Raw genomic sequence first — 20205 nt, forward strand, 5'->3', positions numbered from 1 at the left:
CATGGCAAGAGCAGCAATTAACATCACCGGCGCGGGTGAAAAGTTTGATTTCGTCTCGCTCGGTGGGGTGGATGTGACCTGTTATCGCAAGGACGTTGGCGTCTACTGCGTCACCGGCACCCAGGGCATGGTCCCGTTCCCGCCCATCGATCAGGGCTGGGGCTACGGGCTCCACCCCTCGGACAATCCCGCCGAGGTGAACATCTCGTTTGAGGGCGACCTACTCACGGTCACCGTGACCAAAGAGGGCGAGCCGTACGATCTGAAGGTCATGATCACGCTGCACATCCTGGTGCCGGATCTTCCCCCACAGGAAGAGCTGCCGCCGCCGGCGCTTGATCCTGTGGTGGCTGCACAAACCCAGATCGTGCACCTGCGAGCCGAGGCGGATTACGCAATCGCGCCACTTCAGGACGCCGTCGATATCGACGAAGGGACCGAGGCAGAGTTGGCGACCCTCAAGGCCTGGAAGAAATACCGCGTGGCCCTGAACCGAGTGCCCGAGCAGGACGGGTACCCACTCGCCATTGATTGGCCCGCCGCGCCATAGCGTCGCGCCGCAGTCGACCACACCCGCCGTCGAGCGGGTTTATTTTTGCCTGGAGAAAAGCATGACCACTTCCGATAAAGACCGGGACATCCTAGCGCGCACGCTGTGGGGCGAGGCCCGCGGGGAAGGTCTGGCCGGCCAGATAGCCGTGGCATGGACCATCCGCAACCGTGTGTTCGACGGCAAGGCCAAGTCCTGGTGGGGCGAGGGCTACGCCGGTGTGTGCCTGAAGCCATGGCAGTTCAGCTGCTGGAACCAGAACGACCCGAACTACGCCTACCTCAGCGGTGCGAAGCCGATCCCGGCCGCGCAGCTCGCCCAGGCCCAGCGTGCTGCTGACCAGGTGATGGCCGGCGCGGTACCGGATCCAACCGGCGGGGCCACGCACTACTATGCAACCACAATGCCCAAGGCCCCGGCCTGGGCGGCGAAGGCCAAGCAGACGTTGCGCCTCGGGCACCACGTCTTTTTCAAGGATGTTCCGTGATGACGCCCGTCCAGAAGTTGGCCGGGCTGGTGGTGCTGATCCTGGTGCTGATGGCCAGCACCGCCGGCGTCACCTGGCAGGTGCAGGAATGGCGCATGGGCAAGATGCTGGCCGAGCAGGCCGGCCTGCACCAGGGCGAACTGGCTGCCGTCAGCGCGGCCGCCGCCGAACAGGTGAGCGCCGAGCAGGGCAGGCGCCTGGCCCTGGAGCAGACGCTGGCCACCTCCGATCAACAACACACCCGAGAGCTTTCCGATGCTCAACGCAACCAGGTTCTGCTGCGTGACCGCCTTGCTACTACTGATTTGCGGCTGTCAGTCCTTCTCGACGCCACGGATTCAGCCAGTGGCTGCAACGTGCCTGCCGCCTCCGGCGCCGTCGGCTTGGTTCATGCAGCCCGTAGAGCCCAACTTGACCCAGCGCATGCTCAACGAATTGTCGCCATCACCGATGCCGGCGACCAAGGATTGATCGCGCTGCGGGCGTGCCAGGCGTATGTAAGAGCCATTGTGCATTAAGGATGATGAGCTACTCTTTTGGCTTGGATGTTCAGGACAACAATTTTCCATTAAAACTGACAGGCTCTTATGGACAAGCAGCTGGCAGGTCTTTCACTATTTCTCACGCTTAGCTGGGTTGCCTCTGTGATCTTCGTGATGTGGGTTTTCAGCAAATGATCACGTTAGCTGTATCAGCTCTGGCCCCTTGTTTCGAACGTTGCCCACGGCCGTATTGACTTTAAACCATTCGAAAGCCTCGGCCGGCTCGCCCTGGTGCAACACCATCTGCTCGGCACGCTCCTTGGGCGTGGCCGGGTCCAGCCATTCCCTGGCCAACTCCGGCGCTAGCACCACGGGCCGCCGGTCGTGGATGTCCACCATGCCGCAGGCGCTGTCGGCGGTGATGATCACGAAGTCGTCATGCTCGCCTGGGCCTTCATCAGTGTCGGGCAGTTGGCAGGTAGCTACCTATCTCTTCGACATTACATAGAAAAAGCCCCGCAGCTTATTCAGCTGCGGGGCTTTTTCTATGTAATGGCTTTAAGCTTTAAACCACAAACTTCGCAATCATCGTATTCAGGTCCACCGCCAAACGCGACAGCTCTTGGCTAGCGGCAGTCGTCTGGTTTGCGCCAGCGGCGGTTTGGGCCGACAGGTCGCGGATATTCGTCAGGTTGCGATCCACCTCCCGGGCAACTTGGGCCTGTTCCTCGGAGGCGCTGGCGATGATCAGGTTGCCTTCGGTGATGCGGGTTATTGCGTGGGTGATCTGCTCTAGGGACTCTCCCGCACTATGGGCCACGGTCAGTGTCGAGCGTGCGCGTTCATTGCTGCTGTGCATCGCCGAGACTGCCTGCGTCGAGCCTTTTTGCACGCCGCTGACCATTTGTTCGATTTCCTGGGTCGATTGCTGGGTTCGATGGGCCAGCGCGCGGACTTCGTCGGCTACCACGGCGAAACCACGCCCTGCTTCACCGGCGCGAGCGGCTTCGATGGCGGCGTTCAGGGCCAGCAGATTGGTTTGTTCGGCAATCGCGCGGATCACATCTAGAACCTTGGTGATGTCCTGGACACTGTCGGCCAGGCTCTGGATTTCCCCGGTTGCCGTCGTCACTTCCTCTGCCAGCAACGAGATCGACGCCACGGTGTCCATGACATGACTGCGGCCGTTGCCTGCCAAGGTGTCACCGTCGCGGGAGGCGTCGGCGGTGCTGATTGCGTTGCGCGCCACTTCATCAACCGCGGCGGTCATCTGATTGACCGCCGTGGCGGCCTGTTCGATTTCACCGTTCTGCTCGTGCAAGGCACGGGTCGACTCTTCGGTCACCGCCGACAGCTCCTCTGCAGCCGATGCCAGTTGATTGGACGAGTCGGTTATCTGGTGGATTGTTTCGCGAAGGTCCGATTGCATGGTTTCCAGGGCGCGCAATAGCTGGGCAGGTTCGTCCTGGCCCTCGACGACAATCTGCACGGTGAGGTCGCCCTTAGCCACTTGTTCGGCGATGCTTACCGCTTGGTGCAACGGCACCACGATACTGCGGGTAAACAGGGTGGCGAGGAGGGCGGTGAGCAGTGTTGCCAGCAGCATGGCGATGAACACCCATTTCACTGCGCTGGTGTACGTTGCGTCGGAGCTCGTCGCCGCGTCGTCGGCTTCCTGGATGTTGATGACGAGCAGGCTCGCCAACTCTGACCCTAGCCTGTCGCCCAGGGCGATCAGCTCGCCATTGAGCAGCGCGAGTGCTTGTGGTCGCTCCCCTTCTGCGGCCAAGGCTAATACCTGTTGCTGTACCCGCAGGTATTGCGCTTGGACCGACTTGAAACGTTCGAACGTATCCCGCTCGGCATCCACTGTGAGTTTGCTGGTGTACAGCGCGTTGTCTGCTTGAACCTTCTCGCGCAGTTGCGAAAAAACGCGCTGGCTGGCCTTTACCTGCTCCGGGCTGTCAAGCAACATGACCCGGTAGGTTGCGACACGGATCTCGGACATGGTGGTCTGCAGATCGCCCAGGGCCAAGATGCTTGGCAGCCAGTTTTTGTCGACTTCATCCGACTGGCTGGCCATGTCGCGCATCTGGCTTAAAGAGAACAAGCCCAGTAACACCACGAGCAGTCCGACCAGGCCAAAGCCAAAGGCCGACCGCAACGCTATTTTCATCTTTCTTAAACTCATGAACTCCCCCGGTGACAGGAAAAATAAGTGGCCGCAGTGTTGGTTTGTCCGCGCGAAATCGCAGGGGCAACGGGTGCGTCACTCTGTTGGTTTGGTTGTTTTAATGATGCGGTAAGGGGCTATGGCCAGTGCTGTGCGTCATGGGCGAGCGCTGTGTGGCGACGTTTCTGTCGATCAGCCATGGCAACAGTTGGTATGCAGGCATGGGGCGAGCAAGCAGGTAGCCCTGGCCGGTTTCGCACCCCAGGTTGAGCAGGATGTCGCGTTGCTCAGTGGTTTCGATGCCTTCGATAACCACGCCGATGTTCAGCTCGCGAGCCAGTGACAAAACGCTGGAGATCGCCGCGCGGCTACGCGGTTCCGATGATAGGTCGCGGATGAATTCAGCCTCTATTTTTATTTCGTTGAACGGCAAACTGCACAGGCGTTGCAAGGAGGAATACCCACCACCGAAATCGTCGATGGACAACCCGCAGCCCATCATGCGCAGGCGCACCATGTTCTCCACGCTGAGCGAGCCGGGATCGAGCGTGCCGGTCTCGGTCATCTCAAATGACAGGCTGGAACCGGGTGCGTCGAAGCGTTTGAGCAACAGGGCTATGTGCGCACTCATCTGCGGGTTGGCGAACTGGCCTGCGTTGACGTTCACCGCGAAGGTAATTGACAGCTGTTTGGCCAGTGCGGCCTTGCGCAGCGTCAGGCATTGGTCCACCTGTCGATAGAGCAAGCTGTCGAGCAGGCCATGGCGTTCGAGCGCCGGGATAAATGCAGTGGGCGCCAAGATGCCCCGCTCAGGATGGTTCCAGCGTGCAAGTGCCTCTACGGAGGTAACCTGTAATGTCCGAATATCGAATTTTGGCTGAAAATAAACTTCCAGCTCGCCGTTTTCCAAGGCGCTAAGCACCTGGTGTTCGTTGCTCTCATCGGCGACGTGCAGCGGGTAGGGATTGCGCGGGTTGTGGTCGAGGTACTTACCGACCAGTCTTTTCACATCCTGCTCGTACAAGGGTTTGCAGAGCTGACCAAGCACGCGCAGGCCGAGCAATGTCGCCATGCCGCTGATGGCCTGGCGTAACTCGGGGGCAATACTGCTGGTGATCACCACCGATTTGAGTGCGTGCCGTTGGCTCGCTCGTCGCATGAAGGTAATGCCGTCCATGCCATCCATGCAGATGTCGCAAAATGCGATGTCTACCGGCCCACTGGTTTCCAGGAGTTGCAGCGCCTCACAACCGTCCGAGGCTTCCAGAATGCGTGTACAACCAAGCTGCGCGAGGAGCGCGACTGCGTAACGACGCTGTACTGGCTGGTCCTCCAGCACCAGGACGCGAAGTGTGGACATTGACATTAGAAGGGCTCATCTAAAGGCTAAGGCGCTAGCTTGCCCAAGACTGATCGCCTTTTAATCTCGAAATCCCTTACGTCTTTGCAAGAAATTTCTTAAGATGATTTTCCACCGGCACTCGCCTGCAGCAGATCCAGAAGCCGCTGCATGCAATTTTCCATTGCTGTCGTCGAGGCAACCAGTACGGTTCGCTCGGCTTCCTTTGCGCAATCAGCCTCAAGATTCTCGCAGGTGAGGATCAGTTGCTCATAGCGGATAAGCCTTGCCCCGCCTTTCACTCGATGCGCGAAGTGGGCCAAGCCTTGGCGGTCATCGCGGGCAAGCAGCTCGGCGAGCTGTTGCAGATCCGCATGGGTGCTTGACGCCAATTCTTCACGCAACGACTGCAGCGCCGATAACTTGCCCAGGGTCAGCGCTTTCAAATGCGCGTCGAGTGATTCGCCCGTCAGCTCGGTGCTCGTCTGGTCGCTAAAGTAGTCCGTTTGCAGTTGCTGAAGCCGTGCACTCAATTGGTCCAGGCTGATGGGTTTGAAGAGACAGTCATTCATGCCGGCATCCAGGCAGCGCTGTTTTTCTTCGGCGACGGCGTTGGCGGTGAAGCCCAGCAGTAAACAGCTGGGTTCACCGCTCGCCTCCTCAGCCTGTCGAATCGCCCGGGCCAATTGGTAACCGTTCATGCCAGGCATATCGCAGTCTGTCACCACCACATCGTAAGGCTGCTCGTTCCACAAGGCCAAGGCTTGGGCGCCGTCGCAAGCCTCCCGCACCTCATGGCCCAAGTAAGCGAGTTGCTGTGAAAGCACCAGGCGGTTGGCGGCGTAGTCATCGACGACCAACACGCTCAACGGCATCCCCGGCAGACTGTCGAGCGGTTCGCAGATCTGCGGTGACGGTACGTCCGCAGCGGGCAGAACCAGCGTTACGGTGACCCTCGTGCCTGTGGCTGGGGTGCTGATCAACTCCAGGCTGCCGCCCATCATTTCGATCAGTGACCGGCTGATGACCAACCCCAGTCCCGAGCCCTGTTGCTGTTTGCCAGCCTGGCTGAACGGCGAAAACAACTGCTGCTGATCGGCTTTGCAGATGCCCACGCCGGTGTCGACGATGCTCACCGATAACTGCATAGGTTGAGTGGCTTCAGCCTGTCGTGCTTGCGCGGTGATACGCACTTCGCCTACAGCGGTAAACTTGATCGCATTGCTCAGCAGGTTGGCGATAATCTGTTTGAAACGCATCGTATCGATCAGTACGTTGCGGTCTAGGGCTGGATCGATCTCCAGCTTCAGTGCGATCGCCTTCTCGCGTGCCAGGCCATCGAACACCCGCGTCACCGAGGTCACTAGCTGGTGCGGGTTTGCACTCTCGGGTGCCAGGCACTGTCGCCCGGATTCGATACGAGCAATGTCGAGTACGTCACCGATTAGCGCCAGCAGCTCCTTGGCGGCCCCCGACGCAACATCGATGGCGGCCCGGTCGAAGATGCCTTGTTCGGATTTGCGCGAGGCCATTTCGAGCATGCCCAGTACCGCATTCATCGGCGTGCGGATCTCATGGCTCATGGTCGCCAGAAACGTGGTCTTGGCCCGATTGGCGTTGTCTGCTTCCTGCTTTGCCGCGTGCAGTTGTTCCACCAGGCGCTGGCGGTCGCTGACGTCGACCCAGCCGCCGATCAAGCCATCGACACGGCCTTCACTGCCGCGAAATGGCAGGATCCAGTGATAGATCGTCAGCACTTCGCCACTTGGCAAGACAATCAGGCGATCACGTAACATCGGTTCGTCGGCGGCCATCACGGCGAGGTAGTCGCGGTGATATTCCCGGGCCTGCTCTTCGCCGGAGAGCAGGCTTTCCATCACCGTGGTCCCCAGCAATTGTCGCTCGTCCTCGACACCAAACACCTGCCGGTAAGCCTTGTTGCACAGCTGCAGGCGCCCCTCGCGGTCCCGCACATAGGTGGGATGGGGCGTGCCGTTGATCAGTACACGATCGAATTCCAGCCTGGCGCTGAGTGCGCGTTCGGCGCGTTTGCGGCGTAGCACCTGGCGTCGCAGCAACACAATCCACACACAGGCGCTCAGCAATAGCACGGCCGCCAACGCAAAGCCCTTCAGGATTGCCGCGCGGTGTTTACTCCAGTAGCTGTCGTCGAGCACCACCGGGCTGCGCCAGCGATTGGTCAATTCGTCCATTTCCTCGGGCGAGATGCTGAGCAGTGCCTTGTTAAGGATCGAGAGCAGAAGCGGCGAGTTGTAATCAACCGCAAACGCCAGTTGGGCTGCGCGAGCACCGACCGTTGCGCTGATTTTGAGTTGGTCAGGGTAATTTCGGGAAATCAGGTAACGTGCGCTGATCAGCGTACTGACACTGGCATCCACACTACCTTTGGCGAGCAGCGAAAACGCATCGGCGAGATTCTTCGCCTCGACGATCTGCACCTCTGGAAACTCGCGTTCAATCATCTCCTGACTGGCGTTGCCACTGATTATAGCTAGGCGCTTTCCCGACAAGTCCTGAAGGCTGTTCGGGCTTTCGGGCACGTTGCGCGTCACCAGTACAAAGGGCGTTGACAGGTAGGGGCGGCTGAAACTGACGCGGCGTTCCCGGTCGATGCTGGGCGTCAGTGCTGCCAGCAAATCGGCTTCGCCCTGTTTGACGCGGGTAATCATCGCATCGACCGAAGCGCCTTTTTGCGGGTCGAATTTCAACCCGGTCCGCAGGCTGATTTTGGCGATCACGTCAGCACTCAGGCCCCTGAAACGTTCATGTTCATCAAAAAAGGTAAACGGCAGAAAGTCTTCGTTTACGACCACTTTCAATCGGGGATGCTGCGCCAGCCAGCGCTGTTCCTCGACGCTGAACTGCACTTGATGGGTACCGGAAATACTCACGCCGCCGGCATTCCAGCGGCGCGCGATGGTCATCTGTTCACTGGCGGGAATCGCTTGCAGGGCGGTGTTGACGAGGTGCAACAGCTGCGTGTTGCCGCGCGTCGCGGCGAACGAGAAGTTGTTGACCTCCATGCGCGAGAAGTCCACCAGCTGCACGTTGTTCAGGTAGCTCTTGTTGATCAGATAGCTGGCCGTCACCGAGTCGCCCAGGTAAAGGTCAGCTTTGGAAAACGCCACTGCGCCCACCGCGTTGAGAATCGAGGGGTACAGCTTGAAGGTGGCGTCGGGGTAGAACGCTTGCACCGTGTTCAGGGGCAGATAGTGATCCACCATGGCAACCGTTTTGCCAGCCAGAGTCGGGTCGACCAGCGGCGAATCGTTGCTGTGCGCCACCAGCGTCGGCTGATCCAGGGTGTAGGGTTGCGACAGCCGAAGGTCCGGGTCTGCGGCCTCAAAGCCATTGGCAGACGCCAGCAAGTCGATGTCACCATGTTTGAGCGCCCGGATCACCTCGGTGCGATTGGGATAACGCAGTACCTGTATGCGTACCGTCAGCAGTTGGCCAATCAGTGCCAGGTAATCCGCACTGATGCCCTCGAACTCATGGTTATGGTTAGTGATGTCAAACGGAGGATAGTCGGGGGCGGACGTGCCCACGCGCAGCTTTTTTTTAGCGCCCAGCAGCTTTAAATCGGCGGGGCTCAATGGCAGTTGACTGTCTTGTAGGGAGGATCTTCCCAGCACCGTTAACGTGACTGGCGCATCACCCGCCCACACCATGTGAATGCTTGTCCATAACAACAGCATGGCGGCGAACAGCTTCAAATCAATGGTCCTTAATGCGGTGCAGAGAGGTCGAAAACCGATGGTGGCATCAGCATAACGCCATTGTAGTCTCGGGCGTAACTCGCCCGGAAGTTAGTAGTGGCATTAAGGCATTATGGTACATTGTCGCCATTATTGCCGACGATGCACTACTAAAAACCGAGGAAGGCTGCAGATGTATAAAGTCCTGCTAGTCGATGACCACCCTTTTATCAGGACCGCGCTGCGCACGCTGGTGAGTGAGGAAGGCTATGAAGTGGTGGGCGAAACCGACAACGGCGTCGATGCCATCAGCCTGGTGCGTCAACTGGTCCCGGACCTGGTGTTGCTGGACATCACCATGCCGCGCTTGGACGGCATTTCGGTGATCGAAAGGATCCGAGCCTTGGAGTTGAACACCCGGATTATCGTGCTCACGTCCCTCAGCTCAGAGCAGTACGCCACGCGTTGCATCGGTACCGGCGCCTCGGGTTTTATCAGCAAGACCGATGAGTTGAGCGTACTCGCCCAAGCGATGAAAACCGTGATGAAGGGCTACGTCTACTACCCGGAAACAGTGGTGGCGTTTTCGAAGAAGCACAAATTGGCAGTGGATGAAGCGCAGCTTATTTCCTCGCTGTCCAATCGCGAACTGTCGGTGTTTCAGCAACTGTCCCGAGGCATGAGCAATAAGGACATTGCGCAGAATATTTTGCTCAGCAGCAAGACGGTGAGTTGCTACAAGGCGCGTCTGTTGGCGAAGCTGAACGTGAAGTCGGTGGTGGACTTGGCGGACATTGCCAGGCGCAATAATCTGATTTGAAGCGGTGTGAAGTGGGCACTACATGACCGTCACGCTTTTCATACACACTTCCAAAACGTTCCATACAGGTAGCGAATTGCGCTCCCTGTATGGAACGCATTATCTTTCGGTCTCGACGATTTCTCAGGTGGAAATTCCTACATCGCAAAGGAAATGCACCATGAGTACGAACATCAAGAAAACCTCCGAAAATATGGCCACGTTGGCCGCGGAAACGCTCAACAATCAAAATGCTTCTGTGATTGCCAAAAGTCTGGCTCCTTCCGCGTTGGCTCAAAGTGGTATCGGTAAGCAGACGAGCTAGTCTGGAGATGTCTACGATGTCGGGGCAGTCCAGTTTAAGGCAAAGAGGTGTCTACGGAACCCGGGGCGATTGAGGTTTTAGACAGCGAATCTCTCAAAGCCAAGCACTGTGTGGCCTATGCGCTGCTCAAGTACATACTGTTGCAGTATCAGGTTGTGACTAGAGCCTTGGTGCAATTAATTCAGGCCCGTTGTTTCGCACATTTCCCACTGCCGTGCCGACTTTGAACCATTCGAAAGCCTCGGCCGGCTCACCCTGGTGAAACACCATCTGCTCGGCACGCTCTTTGGGCGTGGCCGGGTCCAGCCATTCCCTGGCCAGTTCGGGCGTCAGCACCACGGGCCGCCGGTCGTGAATGTCCACCATGCCACCGGCGCTGTCGGCGGTGATGATCACAAAGCCGTCATGCTCGCCTGGGCCTTCATCTGCGTCGGGTAGCTGGCCTATGGCCGCACACAGCACAGGCGCGCCATCCCGGCGGCGGATCAGGTAGGGCTGTTTCTTCGGCCCGCCCTCATCAACCCATTCAAACCAGTTGTCCACGGGCGTGATTGCCCGGTGTGGCCAAATAGCTCGGAAGAATGGGCCGTGGGCCACTTTCTCGACTCGAGCGTTTATCGCCGCGGCACGGTCCTTGGCCCAGTGCGGCCGCCAACCCCACCGCACCAGGTCTGCGTGCAGCGTTTCATCCTGCTGGTGGAGCAGGGCGACCTGGGTGGTTGGTGCTACGTTGTACCGCTCAAGCGGAGCCTCACCCACTGAGTTTGCCAGGGCGTTGGGCATGCTCAGTGCTGCAACGAAGTCATGAATTCCGCTGTACTGTGAAAGTCTTCCGCACATCGGCAAGCCCTCGGTAGAAATTTCAGCTTAGATCACGCGGCAAAATTTCTACGGGTTTGCTTCCCCAGGCCCCGTTTGTAGCCCGCGCAAGCGCCCATTCAAGTGAGTTGAGCTTGCTTGTGACAAAGCTCAGGTCAGTTTTGCAACTAGCAAGAGCGCTATCGGAGGCCTTGAGCTCTGTCCGAAGCTTGTCGCGTTCGATAGACAGCTCAGCGTGCATTCGTACCAGGCCGTAGATGTCCTCTCGGGCTTTGCGAAGCAGCAGGTGCAGTTCCTGAATCTCGTTCTCCAGGAGCAGGGCGTGTTGCTTGTGCATTTCTAAAGGCGTAGGGCATCCAAGCCACTCGCAGGTGTCTTCGTCGATGTTCATGGAGGGGTAACCCGAATCTGTATATATGTACAGTAATCGAGATTTGTGCGGACTGAGTTTGCGAGGCGACGAACTGCAGGTGTTCCCGACGATCAGTTAGGGAGCATTGAGAACGGCCAGGGTCAGCTTGATGAACTCTTCGTTCCGGTCGATGGCGTCCAGCGCGCCGCGAACGTTGTCGGCGATTTCGGTGCCGCCTTGCTGCTCAACCCAGTTCGTAAGCTCCATGATGGCCGCCTCAAGGGCGAGTTGGTTCTCGTTGATTTTGGACAGTAGGGAAGGGAGCAGGTCAGAGTTCGGCATCGGTGTTCCTCCTTGGAGTGAACAGCGTAGCAGTTGATGTTCGGTACGGCTGCTCTAAGGGTGTCCACTTTCGACCCTAAGGTGTCCTTCGCGAAGGGCAGCAGTCGGCCGATAGTGTTGAAAAAGTCGCTCCGCTCAAACTGCCCGGAAAATGACCGGGAAAACGCAATTTTTGCACGCTGCTACGTGAAATCTGAGCCCGGAAGCCTCAGCCAAAAGTAAGAATTTCAATCTCAGATGCGCACTTTTCTGCCATGGAAACCAAGGCCGACTTTTTCAACAGAATCTGTCGAGAGCAGTCAGCCTACAGGCAAGTAATCAAGCTAGGACTCAAGCAAGTCCGGAGTTGTAATTATTTGTTAGCCCCCTCTCGTTATTTTGATGAGGGGGCTAATTTTTCTATTTTTTTATATAAAGCCACATTTATTTTTTTTGCATGTTTTTCAGTTCGATTTGTTTGTATTTTTCTACAATTTTAGCCATTTCTTTTTCGTCTTGCGTTGAAGATATTTCGACAAAGTAATCCCAGTGCTCCAGCACTTCGATGCTGTTCGCATGCCCCATGTGTGCGGCGTACTGATTGTATATTTTTGCTTTTGAAAAATCTTGTGGGATGTCATCGCCTACAATATAAATGGAACTTAGGTTGTTGTAGGCTCTAATTGATCCGGCTGCGCCGGCTGTTTCATACAGCGCAATTGCTTTGTTGATATCTTTTGTCGTTCCTAATCCGCGCTGATAAAGAAAGCCTAGATCTGTAAGTGCGTCCGCGTGGCGCGCATATAATTTAATTGCTCTCTCGTAATAAAATAAGCTGGTCTTATAGTCTTTTTCTGACTCGGTCAGTCTATAGTCACTATAAATTTTACCAAGAATATAGTTAAATTGTGCGTAGCCTGCATTGGATAAATTTAGTAGATTGGAAAACTCTTCGCTATCTTTAGGGTAATAGTTTGGTGTTGAGTCAGGTGGATAGTCGAGTTGCTTAAAAATAGCTGGGGGCAACGTTGAGCTAGTGGTTTTCATATTTTCATCCGAGATTACTGGCGTTGACAGTGACAACAGTAAAAGCGCAACAAATTGAATAGGGTACGAGTAGGTTGATTTACTCATGACCATACCTCATCTGCACTGTATCTTGAACCGACGAGCTCGACAGAGGAATCTTGGAAAATAAAAGCTCCAGCATCATCATTTGGCCTCGAATCAGATGTTCTAAATAGAACATCTGTTATGTCAGTTACTCGACCATCATGCCATTCTACCGTTGAGCTCAACTCATGGATATTTCCACTTTGATCTAATGATGAATCTTTCGCAAATGAAAGATTAATGCTTTTCAGCCCTATGTCGATAAGTGATTTCAACTCATTGTGTTCTGAAGCTCCATTGCTATTGATGTCTTGCCAAATTTTCAAATTCTCCCACACGGTATCATTTCTGTCGATCCGCCTATCTTGGTTATTGTCTAGTGCGGTGAGAGCAATTGCACCATCTGAAGCTGTACCGCCATTCGGCAGAGGAGTGTGATCACCGAAAAGCTCTCTGCCATCATTTATTAATCCGTCATTGTTTCTATCCATAACCAGAAATCCAGTGTTCTTCCCCGCCCACCCTGTATGAATCGGGTCTGACTCTCCTTTGAAATCAAACTTCACACCATCTTCGATTGACAAAGTAGTTATGCCTTCACCACTCAAATCAATGAGAAGTGGTGTTTTGAATGGCTCAGGGCATTTTTTTATTGTTTTTGCAACACCATTTGGTGTTGCGGAAAGTTCGATGCTTACACCGGCCTTTGAAAGTACGCGCTCTACAAAATGTATACAATTGTTAAATACTAGATTGTAGTTTCCAGGGTCTACGGATCCGTTTGCGTAACCGTTGGCTTGCGCAGACAGATTATCCATCATACTTTGAAATCTAGGTGTGTTAGGGACTTCAAATCGGTGAGAGCTTGTTTCTGTGTATAGTAAGTGATCGGTTGTTGAAATGTTGTCTCGTGAGGTGTCGGTTCTCTCGCCAGGACTAAATCCTATGGATCCTCTGTAGGACGGAGTATTGATCTCTAAAAATACATGACCTGTTTCAGTTGTACTGTTTCCGTAACTAGATCCTGACTTTGCGGCATGTATAGTAAATGAAGATCGGTGTGAGCTGTTAAATCCTGGGGTAGGGTTTGTTATCGTGGTTAATCCCTCTTCACCCCTTACACTAATATAATGCTCCGACATCGTGCATCCCTCTGGTTGAAATGCCGTAATTGGCTTCACTGCGTTACAGTTTTCATTCACACAATTCAAGCAGTCGTGACTTTTGGTCCCGGTCAGATACAGGACAAACGAGGAGGGAGAAAACTTAGGGGGAAAAGCATCTATAATGTATTACGGAATATTTCGATTCTTGTCTGCATCAAAGATTTGTATTCCCTCAGCGCGAGTGAGGCTACAAATGGCCCCACCTTTTACAGGCACGCCATGACCGCTAGCGGCCGAACGCGGCCATACGACAAGCGCCACGAATCGTGGGCAATTTGGTAGTTTGTGTTCGGTCGGCAGGACGCCGGGGATGGGGGCGAGAACAGTTCCTAAACTAAAAACTAACCCCTTGTAGAATGGGGCCTCCAGCCTGGTCGCTAATGCTGAGTAATGGAACTCCGCGAGCCCTCAAAGCCACAGCCCGCTGGAGTTTGCATAGCGGTCTTGAAAACCGGCGAACGTTAATAGCGTTCCCAGGGTTCGAATCCCTGGTTTCCCGCCAAGATTCATACGAAAGCCCCGCTTATGTGGGGCTTTCGTGTTTCTGGGGTTCGGCTGTGGCTGGCTTGTATTTGCTCGGTGTTCCATAACTATTATGGGACCGTTCCATAACTTTTCTATTTTGACGGCTTCGTAGTGGCGCCGAGCCTACTGTCAACGCGCTTTGTGATTTCCTGATTGCTCTGCCCCAGCAGCAGGCTTGCGTTGCCGATATCCACGATTTCCGACGCCGCCTTGGGTCGAATATCTTGCAACTGAAACCCGCCGATCTTCGCGGCGAGCGTCGGATATCCTTGTTCGATAGTTTTCTCGCAAGCCATCTCTCGTGCCTTGTCCCAGCGCAAGCGCAACATCCCCTTCGTCATCCTTTTTCCATACTTTTTGATCAGCAGATCCTTGGAAGGGTGGGCGGCATTCCTCTCTGAAATTTCCCGAACTAGCCTGCCTCTTCTATTCCGCTGGCCGGCAGTGCGAGCCAGGACTGTCGGTGATTACGGCGCTGGCAGTAAGATCCACCTCTGCCAGCGCGCAATGGATCGTTAGGCAGTAGGTCTGACCCGGAAGGTCAGCAACCCTCCTGATGATAATGAGCTTCTCGCAGCGCTGCGCTCGAAAGAGTCCCACCTTTCTGACCGGGGAGTGGGGGCGTTAAGAGCTAACGGTCTCTGTTGATTAGTCAGGCGTCATAAGGACCGCCAGGGTCAGCTTGTTGAACTCTTCGTTGCGGTCGATGGTATCCAGTGCACCACGCACGTTGTCGGCCATTTCGGTGCCGCCTTGCTGCTCAACCCAGTTCTTAAGCTCCATGATGGCTGCTTCAAGGGCGAGTTAGTTTTCGTTGATTTTGGACAGCAGGGAAGGGAGTAAGTCAGCGTTCGGCATCGGTGTTCCTCCTTTGAGTGAACAGCGTAGGCTGATGATGGCGCAGATGTGCTTTTCGTGGAAGTCGATGGATTTCAGCGAGGGTTGGTTAACATAGAAAAACTCTAATTCACGCATACGGATTTTGGTGTTTACGCGATCAGTAGTGGAAGCAGGATAGCCTCCTGCTTCCACGAGTGGATTGCTAGTTAATTGGTTTGCTGATCAATCCCGGCCTGTAACGCCTGGCGATCACTGTGCCCGCCGACTCTCAGCGGTCCAAGGTTGAAGGCTTGATCCTTACGTATGGCGTCGTCCTGTTTCTGGGTCAATTCGTCCTTGGCGCCCAGCACCAAGTTGACCGGTGACTTCGACAGGTTCAGCCCGACATCCGCTCGGTAATCGCTGCCGGCCAACGTCGTTGCCGTCACCTTGGAACCACCCAGGTCGACCTTGCCCTGGTCCGCGCTGATCCGGGCGCCAGTCAGGTGGGTTTCGCCACTCACCTGCAGGTTGACGCCTTGCGTGCGGATGCCCGACGCTTGAGTGACGCTATCTTTCACCACATGGCTGACGTCCAGGTTCAACGTCGGGGTGTAGGACGTGTTGCCGCTCTTGTCGCCGAACAGCACGTTTTCGGTGGTATTGGCCACCGAACTGCCGGTGGTGTTTTTGCCGCTGACGGCGTAGCTGTCAGTGGATTTTGGCCATGCCTTTTCCTTGAGGTCGGACAGGCGAGTGCCCACGGCATCCTTCTTGTCCGCCAGGTAAGCCTTGGCTTTGTCCACGCTCGTACCGAAGGCGCCGCGGGGCTCGGGGTTCACGTCGTAGCTACCGCTGCGGGTGAGTTTTTCGCCCAGGCGTTCCTTGGCGTTACCAACGCTGTTGACCACGCTGTCCTTGGCCGAGGCCAGGTGCTTGGTGCCCTTGTCCACGGCGTTCTCGAGCTTTTCGCGGTGCTTGTCAAACGCGCCCTCGGCCTTGGCTTGCACCTTGTCCTTGAGCGGGCCGCTAGCCTTGGCCAGTTTGTTGACCACACCGGGCTGGTTTTTCTCGACATCAAGCTTGGCGTCGACGTTGACTTGGGTGCTGCTGACTTGATCCTTGCGGCTCTCAATGACGAGGTCGCCGCCGACATTGCCACTGACCTGCTCGGCTTCAATCCGCGCGCCGGCCAGATGGGTGTCACCGGCACTGTTGATCACCACCTTATTCGCCTTGATCAGGCTGTCGTGCTGGGTGGAGCCTTGCAGGTGATCCACGTCGACCTTGGCCCGCGCATTGATGCCGTGCTGGGTCTTGGGGGTGTCATGTTCACCGGCGTCGGCCAGGGTGGTTTTGCCGCCGCTGCCGCCTGCGCCCAGGGTCACGCCCCAGCTGTTATGCGCCTGGGTCGATTGCGCCGACTCTTGCAGAATGCCGCCGTTTTGCGCATCCAGATTGACGCTGTCAGCCACCACCTGAGTCCCCTGCAGGTGGATCGCATCCGCCGCGTTGGCGCCGCTGGTGAGGCTCACCTTGCCGTTGCTGTGCAACTGCCCGACGCTAACGCCTTGGTCGTTTTCGGCGACTTTGCCGATGTTGAAGTTGGCGCTCAGGCTGCCGGTGGTGCCGCTGCTTTCAGCGCTGCTGGTCTTGCCGGCACCGACCGTCAGGCCGCCGCCCAGGTTGCTGCCGCTGCTCACATGAGTATCGGTGGCTGCTTGCAGGTTCAGCTTGCCGCCAGCGTTGAGGCTGATGTCACCGGTCTTCGCGGTGCTGCTGCCGACCTTGGTGCCTTGCAGGGTCATGTCGCCACCGCTGCTGAGCTGGATCGGGCCGTTGCCCTGCAGCGTCGCGACACGCGCCTGGCTGTCCTGGGTGTTAAGGCGCTTGTCGTCCAGTTGCACACCGGCACCGAGGTTGACGTTCGTACCGTTGCTGCCCGGCGCCGTGCCCACGGTCAATGAACCGCTGCCACGCAGGCTGGTATTGGTGCTGCTCTGGGTATCGCTGGCCTGGTTCAGCGCCAATTCGCCACCGGCTTTGAGGTTGACGCCCGCCTGGCCGCCGTTGAACTGGCTGCCTTCATAACGCGCGTCGCCTTGGGTCTCGATGTTCACACCCTGGGTCCCGGCGTAGCTGCCGACCACCGCCGTGCTGCTGGATTCGCGCACATCGCTGCTGCCGCCTGCGCCATTGCCGCGCACGTTCAAGTCTTCACCGGTGGTGGTGTAGACGCGCACGCCCACTTTGGCGTCAACGCTTTGCTCGCTGCTGGTGTGGGTGTTGGCGGCCGCCGTGGCGAGGTGCTCGCCGGCATTGATCTTCAGCCCGCCCTCACTGGCGCGGTACTGGGTGCCTTCATCTTTCACGGTGTTGGCGACATTGACCTGCACCGTGCCACCGCTGAACTGGCTGACCACGGCGGTACTGTCCTGCTGTGTGCGGGTCTTGTTGGTATGGCCGACTTCCACATCGAGCCCGACATTCGGTTGCTCGAAGGCATCCAGCAGGCCGGGCTGATGGAATTTGGCCTGGGCCACGCCGTTGACGGCTTTTTCGATCGGCCGGGTGATGCCTTTGTATTCAACATTGGCGCCGACGTCGGCGGTCCAACCGTTCTCTTTGTGGGTGCCGGTCTCGGTGTTATGCGCCGCCTGGTTATCGACCTGCGCCGCGTTGACCTGCAACTCAGAACCGGCCTTCACCTGCGCGCCCTGGCTGGTCAGGGTGTTGCCGGCGTTGATCGTCAGCGTGCCGGCCGACGCCACGCTGCTGGTTTGCGCGGTGGTTTTGTGGCTGGTGTCATTGCTGCTCTGGTGGCTGAACTGCGCACCATTGCCGGCTCGGTCCAGGCCGCCGGTGTAATACACGCCGCCAGCGGTGGTGGTGGTGTCGGTTTGGCTCCGGGTGCTGTCATCGGTCGCCAATAGCTCGACGTTTTTGCCGCTCACGGTCGCATCGCCCTGGGTCGCCTTCAGCTCGGAACCCTTGATGCTAACGTCGCCACCGGCCGTGACGGCCAGGCTGCCGCCGCTGAGGCTGGAAGCTTGCTGCTGGGTGGTGTCGGTCTTGCTGGCGTGCTGCTGGTCTGCATAGTTCACACCCGCGCGGTACTGACGCGTGCCGTCGGCGGTCTCCTTGGCGTAGCCATCGAAACCCCGCGTGTGAGTGCTGGTAGTGGTGTGAGAGGTGTTTTCAGCCGACGCGACTTTGATGTCACCCTTGGCATTCGCTTGCAGTTCGCCTGCCGCAGAGACCTTGGAGCCGCTGACGCTGATGTCTTTGGCACTTTGCAGTTTGAGGTTGCTGTCCGAGCGCAGGTTGCTGGCGACGACGGTGCTGTCCTTGAGGTTCTTGCGGCTTTCATCCTTGGTGATACCAAAGAACTTGCTGTCGTTGCTGTAGCTATTGTCGTGGGAGGTGTTTTGCACGCCGTCGATCACCAGCGAGCCTTTGTCGCTGATGACGCTGGCCTGTCGGCCACCACGCGCCTGGCTGCCATTGATGCGCACGTCGTCCGCCTTGACGATCAGCTTGCCATCGGCGTTGACCTTGCTGCCGGTGTTCAGGGTCTTGCCCTTATCGCCATCGCCGTTCTTGCCGAAGAAACTGCCGCCAGTCAGGTCGCCGGAGTAAGCGTTGTCGCTGCTGCGCTGGGTACGGCTGGCGCTGGTGATGTCGACTTGCCGAGCGGCCAATTGAATGTCGCCCGCAGATTTCAGTTCGGCGCCTTGCAGTTGCAGTTTTTGCTGGCTGGTCAGCTCCAGGGCTTTGCCGGCCTTGAGGCTGCTGGTGACGCTGCGCTGTTCGCTGCTGGAATTGTCCCAGTTGGCTTTCCACAGGTGCTTGCGGTGGTTGCCCTGGTCGCGGGTTTCGTGGGTTTCGGTGGCGGCGCTCAGTTGCAGGTCGGCGCCGCTGTTGATGCGCAGTGCGTCGCCTACTTCGACCTTGCTGGCCTTGATCTGGGTGTTGGCGCCGGACAACAGCGTGGCCTGTTGTTGTGCGACGACGTTGTTGCCGTGCTGACGCGAGTCCTTGTCGGTGGTGGTGCGGTCATAGGTTTCGTAGGTGAACAGGAAGTTGCTGTTGTTCCACTGCTCACGTTTTTCCTGAAGTTTTTTGCTTTCCAGGCTGCTGAGGGTGAGGTTGCGGCCGGCGTCGAGCTTGACGTTGCGCCCGCCGACGTCGGTGGCGGCGAGGCTCAAGTCTTTGGCACTGTGCAAGTCGACATCGCCCTGGCGGCTCTGCACACCGGCGCGGGTGGCGTCGAGGCTGTTGGCGTAGACCTGGCCGCTGATATCGAGGTTGCCGGCCGAGCTGACCTTCACCCCATCACGGCCCGCGACTTGCACCGCACCCACGCGCACCCCGGCACCTTCGGCGGTGCTGATGATGTTGATACGGCCGGCCTGCATTGCCCCGAACAGGCGGGCGTCGATACGCTGGTCCTGGGCTTTGCTCGCCGGGTCGACCTGGCGCACCTGGCCGCTGGCGTAGTCGACCTGATTGCGGCCGACCGCGAGGTTCAATTGGTCACGCGCACTGAGGCGCCCATCGCTGTCGATACGCGGCGCGATCAGGTTGATCGAACCCGCACCGTTTTGCAGGCCCTGGCCTTGCACCGTCAGTTGGCCGCTTGCATCGCGAGTGGTCAAGCCTTGCAGCTTGCCGTCGTTGAGCTCAGGGCGGCCCACTACCAGGTTGGCATTGGGGGTGTTGATGAAACTGCCGCCGTTGACGGAAATGCCATTGGGGTTGGCCAGCACATAATCGGCAGCCCGGCCAAAAATCTCCTGAGCGCCGTTGATGGCCGAGGCGTTGCGGCTCACCACTTCGTTGAGGATCACGCTCGCCGCCTGGCCCTGGAACTGCGGGTTGGCCGCCAGCTGCCCGGCGAGTTGCGATTGACCAGCCTGCAAGGCGTTGTTCAACACCACGCCCTGGCGGTCAACGTTGTAGTCCAGGAACTGGTTATGGGACAGGCCGCCGGCATTCGGCGCGACGATGTTGACGATGGGCACGCCGCCCTGGTTTTGCAGCTGCGGCGTACCGCCAGGCCCTTCGACGACGGTTAAGCCACCGGCCAGTACCAGCTGCGGTAGCAGGAACAGGCTGGCGATGGCCCAGCGCAGTTTGCCCTGGGGTGAAAGGTGAAACGTATGGGTGTCAGTCGGCATAAATAAATTCGCTCTGTGTTGGCTGATCCGCGACGT

The 20205-nt window shown here is 57.4% G+C and carries 15 protein-coding genes and 2 pseudogenes; 5 read left to right on the top strand and 12 right to left on the bottom strand.

Going from position 1 to position 20205, the window contains the following annotated elements; translation table 11 throughout:
- Window position 1: 1 nt before the first annotated feature.
- The 3 genes from ACSSVH_RS10820 (at window position 2) to ACSSVH_RS10830 (ending at window position 1555) form a co-directional block, all read left to right on the top strand.
- The gene (locus ACSSVH_RS10820) at window positions 2-550 is read left to right on the top strand and encodes a tail fiber assembly protein (protein WP_492634517.1); all 549 of its coding nucleotides are present in this window, start codon (window positions 2-4) and stop codon (window positions 548-550) included.
- A 61-nt stretch (window positions 551-611) separates the two neighbouring features.
- Window positions 612-1037, top strand: a complete 426-nt coding sequence (locus ACSSVH_RS10825; RefSeq protein ID WP_252117206.1) for a cell wall hydrolase — start codon at window positions 612-614, stop codon at window positions 1035-1037.
- Window positions 1037-1555, top strand: coding sequence for a lysis system spanin subunit (locus ACSSVH_RS10830; protein WP_492634708.1), 519 nt, complete (start codon window positions 1037-1039; stop codon window positions 1553-1555). Before ACSSVH_RS10825 ends, ACSSVH_RS10830 begins: the two co-directional genes overlap by 1 nt.
- Window positions 1556-1714: 159 nt before the next feature.
- Here ACSSVH_RS10830 and ACSSVH_RS10835 read toward each other — a convergent pair.
- From ACSSVH_RS10835 to ACSSVH_RS10850, 4 genes and pseudogenes are all read right to left on the bottom strand, one after another.
- Window positions 1715-1993, bottom strand: a pseudogene (locus ACSSVH_RS10835) (SOS response-associated peptidase family protein); the annotation flags it as partial.
- Window positions 1994-2084: 91 nt separating this feature from the next.
- Window positions 2085-3710 (bottom strand): methyl-accepting chemotaxis protein, encoded by a 1626-nt coding sequence (locus tag ACSSVH_RS10840; RefSeq protein WP_492634518.1) that lies wholly within the window; start codon window positions 3708-3710, stop codon window positions 2085-2087.
- 100 nt (window positions 3711-3810) lie between these two features.
- The gene (locus ACSSVH_RS10845) at window positions 3811-5052 is read right to left on the bottom strand and encodes an EAL domain-containing response regulator (RefSeq protein ID WP_492634519.1); all 1242 of its coding nucleotides are present in this window, start codon (window positions 5050-5052) and stop codon (window positions 3811-3813) included.
- Window positions 5053-5150: 98 nt separating this feature from the next.
- Window positions 5151-8768 carry a transporter substrate-binding domain-containing protein gene (locus ACSSVH_RS10850; RefSeq protein WP_492634520.1) on the bottom strand — a complete coding sequence of 1206 codons (3618 nt, stop codon included), beginning with the start codon at window positions 8766-8768 and terminating at the stop codon, window positions 5151-5153.
- A gap of 175 nt (window positions 8769-8943) precedes the next feature.
- Between ACSSVH_RS10850 and ACSSVH_RS10855 the strand changes: the two genes are divergently transcribed.
- Window positions 8944-9570, top strand: a complete 627-nt coding sequence (locus ACSSVH_RS10855) for a response regulator transcription factor (RefSeq protein ID WP_133714827.1) — start codon at window positions 8944-8946, stop codon at window positions 9568-9570.
- 160 nt (window positions 9571-9730) lie between these two features.
- Window positions 9731-9874 carry a hypothetical protein gene (locus tag ACSSVH_RS10860; protein WP_492634521.1) on the top strand — a complete coding sequence of 48 codons (144 nt, stop codon included), beginning with the start codon at window positions 9731-9733 and terminating at the stop codon, window positions 9872-9874.
- Between the two features lie 159 nt (window positions 9875-10033).
- Here the strand turns inward: ACSSVH_RS10860 and ACSSVH_RS10865 are convergent, their stop codons facing one another.
- The 8 genes and pseudogenes from ACSSVH_RS10865 to ACSSVH_RS10900 all read right to left on the bottom strand — a co-directional run bounded on the left by ACSSVH_RS10865 (window position 10034) and on the right by ACSSVH_RS10900 (window position 20169).
- Complete coding sequence (locus ACSSVH_RS10865; protein WP_492634522.1) at window positions 10034-10714, bottom strand: SOS response-associated peptidase; 681 nt, start codon at window positions 10712-10714, stop codon at window positions 10034-10036.
- 22 nt (window positions 10715-10736) lie between these two features.
- Window positions 10737-11084, bottom strand: coding sequence for a hypothetical protein (locus ACSSVH_RS10870; protein ID WP_492634523.1), 348 nt, complete (start codon window positions 11082-11084; stop codon window positions 10737-10739).
- A gap of 96 nt (window positions 11085-11180) precedes the next feature.
- Window positions 11181-11387, bottom strand: a complete 207-nt coding sequence (locus ACSSVH_RS10875) for a hypothetical protein (RefSeq protein WP_070996059.1) — start codon at window positions 11385-11387, stop codon at window positions 11181-11183.
- A 423-nt stretch (window positions 11388-11810) separates the two neighbouring features.
- The gene (locus tag ACSSVH_RS10880) at window positions 11811-12500 is read right to left on the bottom strand and encodes a tetratricopeptide repeat protein (protein ID WP_432755585.1); all 690 of its coding nucleotides are present in this window, start codon (window positions 12498-12500) and stop codon (window positions 11811-11813) included.
- Window positions 12497-13300 (bottom strand): SPM autocatalytic domain-containing protein, encoded by an 804-nt coding sequence (locus tag ACSSVH_RS10885; protein ID WP_432755586.1) that lies wholly within the window; start codon window positions 13298-13300, stop codon window positions 12497-12499. The genes ACSSVH_RS10880 and ACSSVH_RS10885 overlap by 4 nt, the downstream gene beginning before the upstream one ends.
- A 962-nt stretch (window positions 13301-14262) precedes the next feature.
- Window positions 14263-14511 carry a site-specific integrase gene (locus tag ACSSVH_RS10890; protein WP_492634524.1) on the bottom strand — a complete coding sequence of 83 codons (249 nt, stop codon included), beginning with the start codon at window positions 14509-14511 and terminating at the stop codon, window positions 14263-14265.
- 307 nt (window positions 14512-14818) lie between these two features.
- Window positions 14819-15028: pseudogene (locus ACSSVH_RS10895) on the bottom strand (hypothetical protein).
- Window positions 15029-15216: 188 nt separating this feature from the next.
- A complete protein-coding gene (locus ACSSVH_RS10900) occupies window positions 15217-20169 on the bottom strand; it encodes a hemagglutinin repeat-containing protein (protein ID WP_492634525.1) in 4953 nt (1650 codons plus the stop codon).
- Window positions 20170-20205: the final 36 nt, after the last annotated feature.

Source organism: Pseudomonas sp. HC1(2025) (assembly GCF_058742075.1).